A 14,471-nucleotide genomic window follows, 5' to 3' on the forward strand; every position below is an offset into this window, starting at 1 on the left:
GAGAATGTGGCTGTCCGTCACATTCTTTCTTTTCTTTCTGCGAGGCATTATGAATTCCGCGAAATTACCAATTACACAAACATCCACTTTTTGGGTCATTCTATCCCTGATTGCGTTTTTAATTCTTCCGTCCACCGCATTGGACTACGGATTATTCGAAAGTACCGGCGACGAATTTTGGGAGGCAATGGGATGGTCATCGGTGAATCTTACCATCTTATGGTTTCTGCCGTTAATTCTCTTTTTATTTTTACCGCACTTTAAACTTTCGCAACAAAAACAAGCTAAAGTTGAATTATCTTTGGTCGCTGCTATCGCTTTATTTTGTTTTATCAGCGCGACCATTTATAAAATCAGCATGGGATATTCGGTGATTATCCTGATAGCAACACTCACTGCATTGGCAACCTTATCACTGGCAAAATTAAAAATTATGCAAGGGGATAAGTTTATCCTTGCCTCACTTATCAGCATAATATTATTGATCTTTTTCTTTATTGTTTATCCAACAATTGCTATTTTTGTCTCCATGTTTTACGACGGAGATATGTTTTCACCAAAACAAGTATTGCACATACTTAATCAGAATTACATTATTCGCGTTATCACAAATTCTCTTGCACTTTCCGGTTTTGTCGGTTTGGTTTCCACTGTTTTCGGTTTAGCTTTTGCATTATATACTACGCGAATTGCAAGACGTACTGCATTTATTGGTAAAATCTTCTCCATTTTACCGATTGTCACACCGCCTTTCGTGGTGGGACTTGGTGTCACTTTGATGTTGGGAAGATCCGGTTATGTCACTGAATTTTTAAGCAATCATTTCGGGTTTACGAATTACAACTGGCTCTATGGTTTTTCCGGTATTGCTATTGCGCAAATTCTAGCGTTCGCACCGATTTCATTTATGATTTTAGACGGCGCGTTAAAATCTATCCATCCTTCAATTGAAGAAGCCTCTTATACATTGCGGGCAAATCGTTATCAAACGTTTTATTACATTATTTTTCCACTTCTCCGCCCTGCATTAGCGAATTCATTCTTGATTGTATTTATCCAATCTTTAGCGGATTTTAGCAATCCGTTAGTGTTAGGCGGTAGCTTTGATGTTATCGCGACACAAATCTATTTCTATATTGCCGGTTCTCAATTGGATTATGCCTCTGCCAGTACACTAGGCTCCCTGTTATTAATTTTCTCCTTATTAATTTTCATTATTCAGTATGTCTGGATTGGGAATCGCTCTTACGTAACGGTTTCCGGTAAATCTTATCGAGGAGACGTACAAGAATTACCCAATGGAGTCAAATATAGCATTATCTTCATGTTAGGATTTTGGATTATCTTCAACGTGGTACTTTATGGCAGCATTTTCTACGGTAGCTTTACGGTGAACTGGGGCGTTGACTATACTCTGACGCTAAAAAATTACACTATGATGTTCGGACAAGGATTTAGTGACGGCGCATGGCCATCACTCATTAATACAATAATCTATGCGGCTATTGCCGCCCCATTAACGGCATTATTTGGCTTACTTATCGCCTATATTGTGGTGCGCAAAGATTTCCAAGGTAAAAAAACCTTAGAATTTTTGACTATGCTGTGTTTTGCTGTCCCGGGAACCGTTGCCGGGGTATCTTATATCCTTGCGTTTAATAACGCACCAATGTATATCACAGGAACCGGTATCATCATTATTATCTCAATGGTAATGCGCGATTTACCCATTGGAATGCGTGCAGCGATTGCCGGTCTTGGGCAACTGGATAAATCCCTTGATGAAGCCTCACTTTCATTAAAAGGTTCTTCATTCAAAACAATCTGGTTTATCGTGTTCCCATTATTAAAACCGGCATTATTATCCGCCTTAGTCACCAGCTTCGTACGCGCCATGACAACCGTAAGCGCAATTATTTTCTTGGTTACCGCCGATACACGCGTCGCAACCGCATATATTTTAAACCGTGTAGAAGACGGTGAATACGGTGTTGCCATTGCTTACGGTTCAATCTTAATCGTAGTGATGATGGCAATTATCTTATTCTTCGACCGGATTGTCGGCGATACGCGTATCGCAAAATCTAAGGCGAAAAAAGCGGATTAAAATTGACCGCACTTTTATAAATGTAGGGGCAAATCACCTTTGTCCCGTAAATAAACATTGAAATAGGGTTAATGTAATTAGCTCCTACCAAAAGGCAGTAACAAATTATGACAGTAAAAAACGATGATTTCCTAGTCTTAAAAAATATCACCAAAGCTTTCGGTAAAGCTGTGGTCATTGATAATTTGGATTTGACAATTAAACGCGGCACGATGGTCACTTTATTGGGGCCGTCCGGTTGCGGTAAAACCACCGTTCTCCGTTTAGTGGCGGGGCTTGAAAGCCCAACATCAGGGCAAATTTTTATTGATGGCGAAGATGTCACCAAATCGTCCATCCAAAACCGAGATATTTGTATTGTGTTCCAGTCCTATGCTCTTTTCCCCCATATGTCCATTGGGGATAATGTCGGATACGGATTAAGAATGCAAGGCGTTGGCAGTGAAGAACGCAAACAACGTGTCAAAGAAGCCTTGGAATTAGTAGATTTAAGTGGCTTTGAAGATCGTTACGTGGATCAAATCTCCGGCGGTCAACAACAACGCGTTGCGCTCGCCCGTGCGTTAGTATTAAAACCGAAAGTGTTATTGTTTGATGAACCGCTAAGTAACTTAGACGCCAACTTACGTCGCTCCATGCGCGAAAAGATTCGCGAGTTGCAACAACGCTTAGGTATTACCAGCCTTTATGTGACTCACGATCAAACCGAAGCCTTTGCGGTTTCCGACGAAGTGATCGTTATGCACAAAGGGAAAATTATGCAAAAAGCGCCGGCAAAAGAGCTTTATTTGCATCCAAACTCTCTTTTTTTAGCGAATTTCATGGGCGAAAGTAGCATTTTTGACGGTTATTTGCAACAAAATCAAGTCACCGTCAACGGTTATCAATTTCCATTGTCGGAGAGTCAACAATTTGGTTTACCGGATGGTGAGTGCTTAGTGGGTCTTCGCCCAGAAGCCATCACCTTGCAAGCGACAGGTGATAGCGCGCAACGTTGTGAAATAAAAAATTCAGTATATATGGGAAATCACTGGGAAATTATCGCCGATTGGGGAGGTAAAGATCTGTTGATTAACGCAACCCCTGATAATTTCAATCCAACCTTAAACGAGGCATATATTCACTTAGCCGAACATGGAGTCTTTTTGTTGAAAAAAGAATAAGTTAATCACCCAGTAATCAATAAAATTGTGGTTATTTTGATCTGCCCCCAAAAGTTGGTCTCACTTTCCAATTGATTAAGGTGCAGATTTTTATGGCTGAATACAAACAAGCATCCAAACAGAAAGCCGTGAATTTCTATTTCAAACATCACAAAAATCCTTCGCTCACGCTTCGACATTTTAATTTATCTAATAAAACCGTTAGACTTGAGATTTCTCAATATAAGTACTTAGACGTTAGCGGTTCTGTATTGCAAAATGTGTTTATGCATTACCAAATGCAAAGTTATCAAGGTTTCTCAGCAAGACGGCGGATAAAACTAAAAAGACTGAGTCTGATAAAATATCAAGATCAGTCCTTTGAATAACTGTTCAACTTTTTGGGGTGGGTCAAAAATTTGATTATTTCTGACCGCACTTTTATTTTGGCTTAATTCAAGGGTTACTTAGGCGCTCGCATAAAGCGGAAGAATTCGCTATTCGGTTTTAATATCATCAAATTATCCGAGCCGGCAAAGCTATTTTCGTAGGCTTTCATGCTTCTGACGAAACTATAAAACTCCGGTTCATGGCTGAACGCGTCGCTGTATAATTTCGCTGCTGTCGCATCTCCGGCACCGCGCAATTCTTGAGCGGTTTTACCCGCATTAGCTAAAATTAACGTTACTTTACGATCCACATCCGCTTGAATAAACGCCGCTTTTTCTTTTCCTTGTGAACGGTGTTCACGCGCGACCGCATCACGTTCTGCGCGCATCCGTTGGTAAATCGACGAAGAAACTTCATCCGGTAAGTTGATTTGTTTTACGCGTACGTCAATCACTTCAATCCCCAATTCAGAAGTGCTGTCCGATCCTGTATTAAGGGCGGTTTTTGCTCCTGCCATTAATTCACCACGCGTACCGGAAACGATATCTTTAATCGTGCGGGAACCAATTTCTGAACGTAAGCGGTCGTTAACTTTACGACGCAACAAATTAGATGCTTGAGCATAATCACCACCACCGGTGGCAGTATAAAAACGTCCGAAATCGCTGATTCGCCATTTCACATAGGAATCTACCAACAAGTCTTTTTTCTCAACGGTAACAAAGCGATCGGCTTCACCATCAAGGGTACGAATACGCGCATCTAAGACTTTGATATTGTCAATAAACGGAATTTTAAAATGCAAACCCGGGTTATACACCACCACTTTGTTATCTGCATCACGTTGTACTTTGCCAAAACGCAACATAATCCCGCGGCTACCCTCATATACAATCACGATACTCGAGTAAATCAAGGCGATTAATACAATAATGACTGGAGTTAAAAATTTACGCATTAGTTAAATCTCCCTTGACGACCTTCAATAGTTTGTGGTTTTTCCATCGATGCCGGCACTTCTGAAATCGTACGAGAATTAACCGCACTTTGTACCCTGGACGATGTGGCTTGCGGTGCCGTTAACGTTGCTTTTGGCGCTGCTTTAGTGCGCAAAATCTGTTCCAAAGGTAATACGGTTAAATTATTCCCATTACTCTCATCCAACATCACTTTCGGCGTATTCGCCATCACTTTTTCCATGGTTTGAATATACAAACGTTCGCGCAATAAATCCGGCGCAGCTTTAAATTCCGGCAACAAACGCTGGAAGCGTTCCACTTCCCCTTGTGCATTCAATACCACTTGCTCTTTATAGGCAGTAGCTTCTTCCACTATACGTTGAGCATCTCCACGCGCACGCGGTTCTTGTTCACGTGCATAGGCTTCCGCTTCGCGAATATAGCGTTGTTCATCTTCTTGCGCTTTAATTGCATCATCAAATGCAGCTTTTACTTCTTCCGGCGGGCGCGCTGATTGGAAGTTCACATCTAACACTTCCAGACCCATGTCATAGGAGGCGATAATTTCATTTAAGGCTTTCCACGTATTTTCACGCACAATTGCACGCCCCGTGGTTAAAATATCATCCATTGTCATGTGACCTATCACATAGCGAAGTGCACTATCCGTCGCCTGGTTTAAACTGTCATTTGCATTAGTAACGCTAAACAAATATTTAGCGGGATCTTGCACCCGATACTGCACCGTCATTTCCACGCGTACCATATTTTCATCTTGAGTCAACATTGAGCCTTGCGTTCTTAATTCTTTAACTTGCTCTACATTAATCGGAATCACACGATCAACAAAGGTCGGTTTCCAGTTCAACCCCGGTTGTACGATAGCGTGTAACTGACCAAAACGGGTTACCACACCACGTTCCGCTTCTTTTACCGTATAAAGCCCGCTCACGCCCCAAATAATCGCACCGGCAATAGCCACAATCGGCAACAACTTAGTTGGATTAAAACCTTGACTGCCGCCATTATTACCTTGACCACCCGATTTATTGCAGCCCAATTTGCGTAATAAATTATTGAATACATCTTCAATATCTGGCGGCGACTGCTCTTTGCGTCCTTGCGAAGAAGAACCATCTTGTGAGCTTGACCAACTTGGCTTTTGATCATTCTTAGGTTGATTATTTTCAGGCTTTGATTGCCCACTCCCCGGTCTGCTCCAAGGATCTTGATCTGAACTGTTTAATGACATTATTTTCTCCGTTTGTCAAAAAATTGTTACAAGTCTAAACAAAATCTAGTGCTAAGTCTAATCTATTTGAGGGTATTTTTACGATTTTAAAGGGAAAGTAGTAAAATATTTTTGTTTTTATTCACCGCATAAATCAGTGGTGCATGAAGATCTTTTTTGACCAATTTTTCGCCATTCCACGCTAAACATAGCACACAATGCCCAACAGAAGAAAATGAGGAAGAAATAAAAAGTGCCAAGTAAAAAGGCAATTTCGCACTAAACAACAACTGACCGGGCGGGCAATATGCCGAATGCAGTTGTAATCCTATGGGATCATGACAAACTTCGGATAATTTCACAATGCCCACGCCTTGCGATTTCAACAACGCCTCGCGTCCGCACCAAATTTGATAAAATGCCGCCTCCGAGTCATCTTGCCGCGTAAACCATTCTAGCTCCGAAGGTGCAGCAAAATGTTGTAAAAGCGCGGTGAAATTGCGTGCTTTTTTAGGAAATTCAATATCAATTCCAACCGCACTTTGCCCATGTTCAACCGTATGCAGCGCCACCGCAACCCAATCATCAGAATGACTTATATTAAAATCAAGCCCGTTGATTGGAAGAAATGGGCGCCCAGTTGCGCTGCGGGCAAGCTGCTTTAATATTTGCACATCAACATTGGCTTGTTGTAACAATTGATATAATAAAAAATGTGCCAAACGTCGGCATTGGTGACGTTGTAAAACCCGCGCATTACCGCGAGGAACCTGTTGCAAATAATCAGGAATAAGCGCCGAGGGCAATTGCGCAAAAGGATAGGGTTGTCGAATATTGGCGTAGGCGAATAAGGTCGTCATAATATAAAAATAAAAGCCGGAAAAATCTGGCTTTTATTATAGAGGGATAATAGAATTTTTGATAACGGTTTTACACTGCAACGAACTTTTTGCCCTAATATTTCGCCAATTGCGCTAATCTAACGGAACAAATGCGTTCTTGTTGTTCTACAGATATTTTACTTAATTGATGTCTGCTATTGGCAAAATTTGCTTTCATGGCGGTCAACTCCGCTTCCGGTAAGGTAGACTGCGCCACACTATTGTCAATATATTTAAAATAGGTTTGGCAACTCAGCGATAATTTTTCTGCGTTAAGGCTCATTACGGAACAAGCCGATGATAACAGCGGAAGCACGAACAGCAGTTTTTTCATAAGTTATCCTTAAATAAAAAAACGGTTATCGCGCTTAAATCAATGCTCCGCGATAACCGTTACATTCTAACCTAAATTTTTAAGATAACAAACGATTTACACGTTTAATAAACGCCATCGGATTTTCCAATGCGCCACGCTCTGCCAACATTGCTTGCTCCAACAACAATTCCATCCAATCGGCAAATTGTTCCTCGTCAGCAATATCCGCCACTTTTTTCACCAACGCGTGTTCCGGGTTTAATTCAAAGGTATATTTCACTTCCGGCACCGCCTGTCCCGCAGCAGCAAATAATTTTGCCATTTGCGTGGTCATTTGGTCATTATCTGTGGATACTACCGCCGGCGTATCAGTCAAACGGTGCGTCAAACGTACTTCTTTTACGCGTTCACCCAATAAAGTTTTCACCCGTTCAATAAATGAACCAAAGGCTTCATCTTGCGCTTTTTGCTCGCTTTCCTCTTTATCCGCCAAATCGCCCAAATCCAAATCCGCTTTGCTAATCGTTTGCAACGCTTTTCCGTCAAATTCGGTCAAATAGCTCAACATCCATTCATCAATGCGATCGGATAATAACAACACTTCAATGCCTTTTTTATTGAAAAGCTCTAAATGTGGCGAGTTTTTCGCTGCTACATAGCTGTCGGCAGTAATATAATAAATCGCTTTTTGCCCCTCTTTCATGCGTGATACATAATCTTCCAATGAAACAGATTGCTCGCTGCTGTCATTATGTGTCGAAGCAAAACGCAATAATTTCGCAATACTTTCTTTATTGGCAAAATCCTCCGCCGGTCCTTCTTTTAACACCAAACCGAATTCACGCCAAAATTGTGCATATTTTTCTTTGTCATCTTTCGCCAATTTTTCCAACATTTGCAAGGAACGTTTGGTCAATGCCTTACGCAATGCCGCGGTCACTTTATTATCTTGCAAAATTTCGCGCGATACATTTAATGGTAAATCGTTGCTATCAATTAACCCGCGCATAAAACGCAGATAATTCGGCATAAATTGTTCCGCATCATCCATAATAAACACGCGTTGTACATAAAGTTTTAACCCGTGTTTATGCTCGCGATTAAACAAATCCCAAGGCGCTTTTGCCGGCACATATAAAAGACTGGTATATTCTTGATTCCCTTCAACTTTATTATGTGCCCATAACAACGGATCGGCAAAATCATGGCTTAAATGTTTATAAAACTCTTGATATTCCTCATCAGAAATCTCGCCTTTAGCGCGCGTCCAAAGGGCTTGCGCTTTGTTAATTTTTTCCCATTTAACACCGCTTTCTTTACCGTCTTCGCCATATTCTTTGGTTAAAATTTCTACCGGCAAGCCAATATGATCGGAATATTTGCTGATGATGTCACGCAAACGCCATTCATTTAAAAATTCTTTTTCATCTTCGCGCAAATGCAAAGTAATTTCCGTACCGCGTTCTTTTTTCTCAATATCCGCAACCGAATATTCACCTTCGCCTGCCGATTCCCAAAGTACGCCATGTTCTGCGCTTTCGCCTGCTGCACGCGTTTTCACGCTCACTTTATCTGCCACAATAAACGCGGAATAAAAACCCACCCCAAATTGCCCGATCAACTGACTGTCTTTAGCTTGATCTTGCCCAAGTGCGGTCAAAAATTCTTTCGTTCCGGATTTAGCAATGGTTCCCAAATGATCAATTGCCTGTTCGCGCGTCATCCCAATTCCGTTATCACTGATGGTCAACGTGCCTTTATCCGCATCAAATTGAATGCGTACTTTTAAATCTCCGTCGCCCTCGTATAATTCCGGTTGTGACAACGCTTTAAAACGCAATTTATCTGCCGCATCAGAGGCGTTAGAAATTAATTCGCGCAAGAAAATCTCTTTGTTGGAATAAAGCGAATGGATCATTAATTGAAGCAATTGTTTCACTTCGGATTGAAAACCGCGTGTTTCTTGATTTTGTGCCATAATTATTTCCTTTTTTCAAATTACTACTCATTTTTAACATGAACAGCTTTGATATAAGTACACAAACGGAAATTTCAAGTAAGGTAGGATTTTTTTTCACAAAAAAGTGCGGTTAAAACTTGAATATTTTTTTTCACCGCACTTTATCAAAAAAGACAAGTCAATAATTAGAATTCGTAACGAAGCCCGACTTTAGCACCATATTGATTAATTTTAACATCATTGATTTTCGCTAAACGGTTATATTCCAGAGCACCGTTTAAAGACCAATTTGGGTAAAATTCATACGTTGCGCCGACAAAACCACCAAAACCGAATTTGCCGGTATTATCGCTGTTTGAAGAACGAGTTGTTTGACCATTGCTGTTTTCTTCCACCAAATATTCGTTCCATTTCACATTATTTAAAGCAATACGCGCACCAATATAAGGTTTAATCGCAGTATTTAAATTAATATCATAAATTGCGGACAAACCAAAGCTATTGACTTTTAAATTGCCCTTGCCAAAACTGTTATTCGCTCCAAAACTATAGTCCGATTTACCATAATAGGTATAATCTAAGGCTAAACGCCAATCGACGAAACGATAACCAACTGAAATGCTTGGAGCAAATTCTTTCTCGCTAAGTCCTACATTTTCCGCACCCGATGATTTAATTTTTGAAATTCCTAAATCACCTTGCACATACCAATTCGCACTGACGGTAGTTGAAGCAAACGCAAGCGCCCCCATAAGAATGGCTAGTACTGTTTTTTTCATTATAAACGTCCTCTATAAGTTAAGAATCTGCCAGAGTATACCACAGTCCCCGCATAAATTCACCCTAAATCAGCGCAATAGGTTAATTTTGTACGACATTTGCGACAAAAATAGACCACACTTTCACGCTGAATTTTATTATGCCGTCGCACGCTCAATTGGTGCAGTTGGCAATGACAACGATATGCATACGTCTTGCCCTGTACATTTTGCACATCAAATTGATGGCACGTCTGCGCCGGCAACTGAAAAACCTGCGTCATCAACTTCTGCCATTCCACGCCATGGGGTTTTACTCGCCCATAAACCTGATACACAAGCAAATGCGCTAATTCGTGGGGAACCACTTGGCGAATAAATTCTTCGGGATTTTCAAGCAATAAAGTGCGGTTAAATTTAATGATATTTTTTGGCAAATACGCCACACCCGCTTTCATGCCGCGAATATCGTAACTGACTTCAGGTATTGAAAAGGAACGATTGAAATGCTGTTCTGCCATGGCTAAACACGCCGATAAACGGCGTTGCACCTGCATTTTTAGAATTCTGAAATTTGCGTTATCCATAAAAATGTAGGGCTAATTACATTAGCCCCATTTGCGTGTTTTTTATAGGCAAGTGTAATTTACCTGTACAATGCTTACAACCCTGCTGCCGAACGTAACGTTTCCGCGCGATCAATTTTTTCCCAAGGGAATTGTTCGCGACCAAAGTGTCCGTAAGCGGCGGTTTGGCGGTAAATCGGTTGAATTAAATCTAACATTTTAATTAAACCGTATGGGCGTAAATCAAAGAATTCGCGCACCAATTTGACCAATAATTCATTTGCCACTTTGCCGCTACCAAAGGTTTCCACCATAATTGATGTCGGTTCCGCAACGCCGATAGCATAAGAAAGCTGGATCTCGCAACGCTCCGCTAAACCTGCGGCAACGATATTTTTTGCCACATAGCGAGCGGCATAAGCAGCTGAACGATCCACTTTAGACGGATCTTTACCGGAAAAGGCACCGCCACCATGACGTGCCGCGCCACCGTAGGTATCTACGATAATTTTACGTCCTGTCAAACCGCAGTCGCCCATTGGTCCTCCGATCACAAAACGTCCCGTCGGATTAATAAAATATTTGGTGTCTTTGGATAACCATTGAGCCGGCAATACCGGCTTGATGATTTCTTCCATCACACCTTCATGTACCTCTTTTTGGCTGACTTCATCGCTATGTTGCGTAGAAAGAACCACCGCATCCACGCCGACAATTTGATTATTTTCATATTTTAACGTCACTTGGCTTTTGGCATCCGGACGTAACCACGCCAGTTTTCCACTTTTACGCACTTGCGCTTGACGTTCCATTAAACGGTGTGCATAAGTAATTGCCGCCGGCATTAAGACATCCGTTTCATTGGTCGCGTAACCAAACATAATCCCTTGGTCGCCCGCCCCTTGATCTAACGGATTTTCACGGTCAACCCCTTGATTAATATCGGAAGATTGTTTCCCAATCGCATTTAATACCGCGCAAGAATGCCCGTCAAAACCTATGTCGGAATGTTCATAACCAATTTCACAAATCACTTGACGAGTTAAGTTTTCGATATCCACCCAAGCTGATGTGGTAATCTCTCCGCCCACCAACGCCATACCGGTTTTCACATAGGTCTCACACGCTACACGCGCTTTCGGATCTTGTTTTAAAATTTCATCCAATACTGCATCAGATATTTGATCGGCAATTTTATCCGGATGCCCTTCGGACACGGATTCAGAAGTAAAAAGATAAGATGACATAAATGTATTAACCTTTAATTTAGCAGTTTTTCCATCTAGACGTCTATAATACGCTATTTTATTAAAAAGGCAAGGAATTAATGATAAGGAAATGGTTATATAGGAATACTTAAGCTCATTTAACGATATTCTATGATTTATACTTCCATATTTTCGTCTTCATCACTAAAGCCGACGGAAAAAATAAAAGTGCGGTGCGTTTTTGAATTGATTTCAAGGTAGTTAATTTTTGTGGTAGAAAAAATCCGGCTAACAAAAACCGGCGCACGTATGCGCCGGTCATTATGGTGATAAAGATGGTTAGCCTTTATCGCGCACAAATTTCGCTATCGGCAAAATAATAAGCAATTTCACGTTTGGCGCTTTCAACGCTATCTGAACCATGTACAGAATTTTGTTGTTTGCTTAACGCAAATTCGCGGCGGATGGTTCCCTCTGCGGCAGTTTCAGGATCAGTGGTTCCCATTAAAGTGCGGTAATCTCTTACTGCGTTTTCTTTTTCCAACACAGCCACCACCACCGGCGCAGATGTCATGTATTTCACCAAATCAACAAAAAACGGTTTACCCTCATGTTCCGCATAAAACCCTTCCGCTTGTAGCTGAGTTAAGTGCAACATTTTGGCAGCGACAACAGTAAATCCGTTGCCTTCCAACTTGGCTAAAATTTGTCCAATTAAATTACGTTGCACTGCATCCGGTTTAATAATTGATAAAGTTTGCTCAAGCGCCATTCATCCCTCCTTTTAAAGATTTGCTTTGTTTAACAATAAATTGGCTAACGTTTGTAGCCCAATTCCGGTTGCACCGGTCGCCCAAAGGTCGTTGGCTGATTTGCGATAAGTCGCGGAACAGTCAATATGCAACCAATTTTGTTGATAATTTTTCACAAAATACGATAAAAAAGCGGTCGCGGTACTGGCGCCGGCACCCACCGGCACCGATCCGATATTAGCAATATCCGCAAATGACGAGCTGATTTGCTCACGGTGAAATTCCTCAAACGGTAAACGCCAAAACGGTTCGCCACAGATTTTTGCCGCCGAAAATAACTCTGCTACCAATTGTTCATCAAGGGAAAGCACCGAATGGTAATCATTACCCACCGCGATTTTCGCCGCACCGGTTAAGGTGGCGCAATCAATAATCAGTTGTGGATTTTGTTCGCCGGCGTCAATTAATCCATCTGCGAGAACCAAACGCCCTTCCGCATCGGTATTCAATACTTCGGCAGTCACCCCGTTGCGATAGCTAATAATATCGCCTAACTTTAACGCACTCCCGCTCACCATATTTTCCGCGCAGCATAAATACAATTTTACCCGTTGATTTAAACCGCCGGCAATCGCCATGCCTAACGCACCGGTTAATAACGCCGCTCCCCCCATATCGGTTCGCATGGAACTCATTGCTTCACTCGGTTTTAAGCTATAGCCGCCACTGTCAAAGGTAATCCCTTTGCCTACCAAACAAGCCAACACCGGCGCATTCGGATCTTGCGTTGGATTAAAATCTAATTTCAAGAGTGCCGGCGCATTTTGTGCGCCTTTGCCCACTTGCCAAATACCGTGATAGCCTTGTTTTTCCAACGCGTCACCGGAAATTACCTCAAAATTGACCGCACTTTGCTCGGCATATTCCGCAGCTTGTTCGCGTAGAAATTCGGCAGCACGTTTCGCCAAGCCCTCAGGCGTGATCACGCTCGCCGGTAAGTTAATGATTTCACGTACAAAATCGCCACATTGGATACGCGCTAATAATTCGGCTTGCGGCTCATCATCTAAAGGCGGAAATTCCAAGGTATAATTTTGTTTTGCGGTATAAAATCCTTGATAAAATGCCCAACAGTTCTCCAAATTCCAATCATCACCGATAAGCTCCACATCTTTAATTCCTTGCTCACGCAATTTACGCGCACCTTTTTGAATTAAAGTGCGGTCATTTTTTGTATTAATATGCAACCGTGCTTGGTCATTGGAAAAACTCAACAGTGCGTTTTTTCCCCATTGCGCTGACGCTTTATCATAAGAAATTGAAACTTGCATCTTGTTCACCTACATCAATCAATATTGCCCATAACTATACCAGCTTTTCGGATTTTTGGTATGTAAAATATTGTATATGTTTTTCTTGGCACCTTTTCTTTTAGTATAGCGGCAACAATTTTTGATTAACCGAACATTAACCGATAGGATCGCTCATGCCTTTCAGTTGGAACCCTATTTCTCGCCAACATATCAGCTTAATCATCAATATATTGGCATCATTATTTTTCATCACTGTGTTGATGTTTAAAAAAGGATATAACTATGTTCCCATGATTTTAAGCGGCATCAGCGTAATTTACCCTTTACTTTATCTAGTTAAATTCAAACAAAAATGGATAACGGATAAAGAAGATAAAGGGATTATTTATGCCTTTTTACTGTATTTCGCCACTTTTGTGATATCCGCTGTTGTACATGGCGACGGTTTTCGTGAAATTGACAATCCAAGCCGGATCTTATTATTTATCCCACTGATTTTATTATTCTCTCAATTTCCGCTAAAACCACAATTTATCTTTCACGCCATTCCCATAGGCGCCACCGTCACCGGTTTCCTAGCACTTTATCAGAAGTTTGTGTTGGGCGCTAAAGCCTTTACTAACGTCACCCATCATATCCAATCGGGAAATATTTCTGTCACTTTATCCATGTTAAGGGTTGTCGTTGGAATCTATTGGTTTATCAAAAAAGATTATAAATGTGCGGTATTATGCCTCATCGGCGTATTATTCGAGCTATTGTTGAGTGTAATTTCAGGTGCGCGAGGCGGTTGGGTCGGCTTACCGCTCGTTATTTTAGCCATTTTGTTTTTTATCATCAGCATCTCAATAAAAAATTATTAATGACCGGCATTGCGGCATTTTAGAG

Annotated in this window: 14 protein-coding genes; 4 read left to right on the forward strand and 10 right to left on the reverse strand. The window is 41.4% G+C overall.

The window, feature by feature from the left end; all coding sequences use genetic code 11:
* The first annotated feature begins 49 nt into the window (after nt 1-49).
* From CFY87_RS02840 to CFY87_RS02850, 3 genes are all read left to right on the forward strand, one after another.
* Entirely contained in the window at nt 50-2,107 is a 2,058-nt protein-coding gene (locus CFY87_RS02840; protein WP_169711604.1) for an ABC transporter permease, read from the forward strand.
* A 107-nt stretch (nt 2,108-2,214) separates the two neighbouring features.
* Nucleotides 2,215-3,270: a ferric ABC transporter ATP-binding protein gene (fbpC, locus tag CFY87_RS02845; RefSeq protein WP_094945788.1), complete on the forward strand. Its 1,056-nt coding sequence runs from the start codon at nt 2,215-2,217 to the stop codon at nt 3,268-3,270.
* 92 nt (nt 3,271-3,362) lie between these two features.
* The gene (locus CFY87_RS02850; RefSeq protein ID WP_094945789.1) at nt 3,363-3,638 is read left to right on the forward strand and encodes a hypothetical protein; all 276 of its coding nucleotides are present in this window, start codon (nt 3,363-3,365) and stop codon (nt 3,636-3,638) included.
* A gap of 74 nt (nt 3,639-3,712) precedes the next feature.
* Here CFY87_RS02850 and hflC read toward each other — a convergent pair whose 3' ends face one another.
* The 10 genes from hflC to pepB form a co-directional block, all read right to left on the reverse strand.
* Nucleotides 3,713-4,597, reverse strand: coding sequence for a protease modulator HflC (hflC, locus tag CFY87_RS02855; protein ID WP_094945790.1), 885 nt, complete (start codon nt 4,595-4,597; stop codon nt 3,713-3,715).
* Complete coding sequence (gene hflK / locus CFY87_RS02860) at nt 4,597-5,850, reverse strand: FtsH protease activity modulator HflK (protein WP_094945791.1); 1,254 nt, start codon at nt 5,848-5,850, stop codon at nt 4,597-4,599. Before hflK ends, hflC begins: the two co-directional genes overlap by 1 nt.
* An 86-nt stretch (nt 5,851-5,936) precedes the next feature.
* Complete coding sequence (locus CFY87_RS02865; protein ID WP_094945792.1) at nt 5,937-6,689, reverse strand: 4'-phosphopantetheinyl transferase family protein; 753 nt, start codon at nt 6,687-6,689, stop codon at nt 5,937-5,939.
* 94 nt (nt 6,690-6,783) lie between these two features.
* Nucleotides 6,784-7,044 (reverse strand): DUF5339 family protein, encoded by a 261-nt coding sequence (locus CFY87_RS02870; protein WP_094945793.1) that lies wholly within the window; start codon nt 7,042-7,044, stop codon nt 6,784-6,786.
* A gap of 79 nt (nt 7,045-7,123) precedes the next feature.
* The gene (gene htpG, locus CFY87_RS02875; protein ID WP_094945794.1) at nt 7,124-9,004 is read right to left on the reverse strand and encodes a molecular chaperone HtpG; all 1,881 of its coding nucleotides are present in this window, start codon (nt 9,002-9,004) and stop codon (nt 7,124-7,126) included.
* Nucleotides 9,005-9,171: 167 nt separating this feature from the next.
* Nucleotides 9,172-9,765, reverse strand: coding sequence for an opacity family porin (locus CFY87_RS02880; RefSeq protein WP_094945795.1), 594 nt, complete (start codon nt 9,763-9,765; stop codon nt 9,172-9,174).
* A 59-nt stretch (nt 9,766-9,824) separates the two neighbouring features.
* Nucleotides 9,825-10,331 carry a SprT family zinc-dependent metalloprotease gene (locus CFY87_RS02885; RefSeq protein ID WP_236757328.1) on the reverse strand — a complete coding sequence of 169 codons (507 nt, stop codon included), beginning with the start codon at nt 10,329-10,331 and terminating at the stop codon, nt 9,825-9,827.
* A 74-nt stretch (nt 10,332-10,405) separates the two neighbouring features.
* Complete coding sequence (gene metK / locus CFY87_RS02890; protein WP_094945797.1) at nt 10,406-11,557, reverse strand: methionine adenosyltransferase; 1,152 nt, start codon at nt 11,555-11,557, stop codon at nt 10,406-10,408.
* 307 nt (nt 11,558-11,864) lie between these two features.
* On the reverse strand, nt 11,865-12,290 hold the full coding sequence (gene ndk, locus CFY87_RS02895) for a nucleoside-diphosphate kinase (RefSeq protein ID WP_094945798.1): 426 nt from the start codon (nt 12,288-12,290) through the stop codon (nt 11,865-11,867).
* 12 nt (nt 12,291-12,302) lie between these two features.
* Entirely contained in the window at nt 12,303-13,601 is a 1,299-nt protein-coding gene (gene pepB, locus CFY87_RS02900) for an aminopeptidase PepB (protein ID WP_094945799.1), read from the reverse strand.
* Nucleotides 13,602-13,756: 155 nt separating this feature from the next.
* Between pepB and CFY87_RS02905 the strand changes: the two genes are divergently transcribed.
* Nucleotides 13,757-14,446 carry a hypothetical protein gene (locus tag CFY87_RS02905; RefSeq protein ID WP_094945800.1) on the forward strand — a complete coding sequence of 230 codons (690 nt, stop codon included), beginning with the start codon at nt 13,757-13,759 and terminating at the stop codon, nt 14,444-14,446.
* Nucleotides 14,447-14,471: the final 25 nt, after the last annotated feature.

It is taken from the genome of Actinobacillus seminis, assembly GCF_002263215.1.
In the GTDB taxonomy this organism is placed as follows: Bacteria; Pseudomonadota; Gammaproteobacteria; order Enterobacterales; family Pasteurellaceae; genus Actinobacillus_B; species Actinobacillus_B seminis.

Bases quoted from the DNA above. Each gene is read 5' to 3' on its own strand.
- CFY87_RS02840 (WP_169711604.1), top strand. From the start codon at position 50: ATGAATTCCGCGAAATTACCAATTACACAAACATCCACTTTTTGGGTC.
- fbpC (WP_094945788.1), top strand. From the start codon at position 2,215: ATGACAGTAAAAAACGATGATTTCCTAGTCTTAAAAAATATCACCAAA.
- CFY87_RS02850 (WP_094945789.1), top strand. From the start codon at position 3,363: ATGGCTGAATACAAACAAGCATCCAAACAGAAAGCCGTGAATTTCTAT.
- hflC (WP_094945790.1), bottom strand. From the start codon at position 4,597: ATGCGTAAATTTTTAACTCCAGTCATTATTGTATTAATCGCCTTGATT.
- hflK (WP_094945791.1), bottom strand. From the start codon at position 5,850: ATGTCATTAAACAGTTCAGATCAAGATCCTTGGAGCAGACCGGGGAGT.
- CFY87_RS02865 (WP_094945792.1), bottom strand. From the start codon at position 6,689: ATGACGACCTTATTCGCCTACGCCAATATTCGACAACCCTATCCTTTT.
- CFY87_RS02870 (WP_094945793.1), bottom strand. From the start codon at position 7,044: ATGAAAAAACTGCTGTTCGTGCTTCCGCTGTTATCATCGGCTTGTTCC.
- htpG (WP_094945794.1), bottom strand. From the start codon at position 9,004: ATGGCACAAAATCAAGAAACACGCGGTTTTCAATCCGAAGTGAAACAA.
- CFY87_RS02880 (WP_094945795.1), bottom strand. From the start codon at position 9,765: ATGAAAAAAACAGTACTAGCCATTCTTATGGGGGCGCTTGCGTTTGCT.
- CFY87_RS02885 (WP_236757328.1), bottom strand. From the start codon at position 10,331: ATGGATAACGCAAATTTCAGAATTCTAAAAATGCAGGTGCAACGCCGT.
- metK (WP_094945797.1), bottom strand. From the start codon at position 11,557: ATGTCATCTTATCTTTTTACTTCTGAATCCGTGTCCGAAGGGCATCCG.
- ndk (WP_094945798.1), bottom strand. From the start codon at position 12,290: ATGGCGCTTGAGCAAACTTTATCAATTATTAAACCGGATGCAGTGCAA.
- pepB (WP_094945799.1), bottom strand. From the start codon at position 13,601: ATGCAAGTTTCAATTTCTTATGATAAAGCGTCAGCGCAATGGGGAAAA.
- CFY87_RS02905 (WP_094945800.1), top strand. From the start codon at position 13,757: ATGCCTTTCAGTTGGAACCCTATTTCTCGCCAACATATCAGCTTAATC.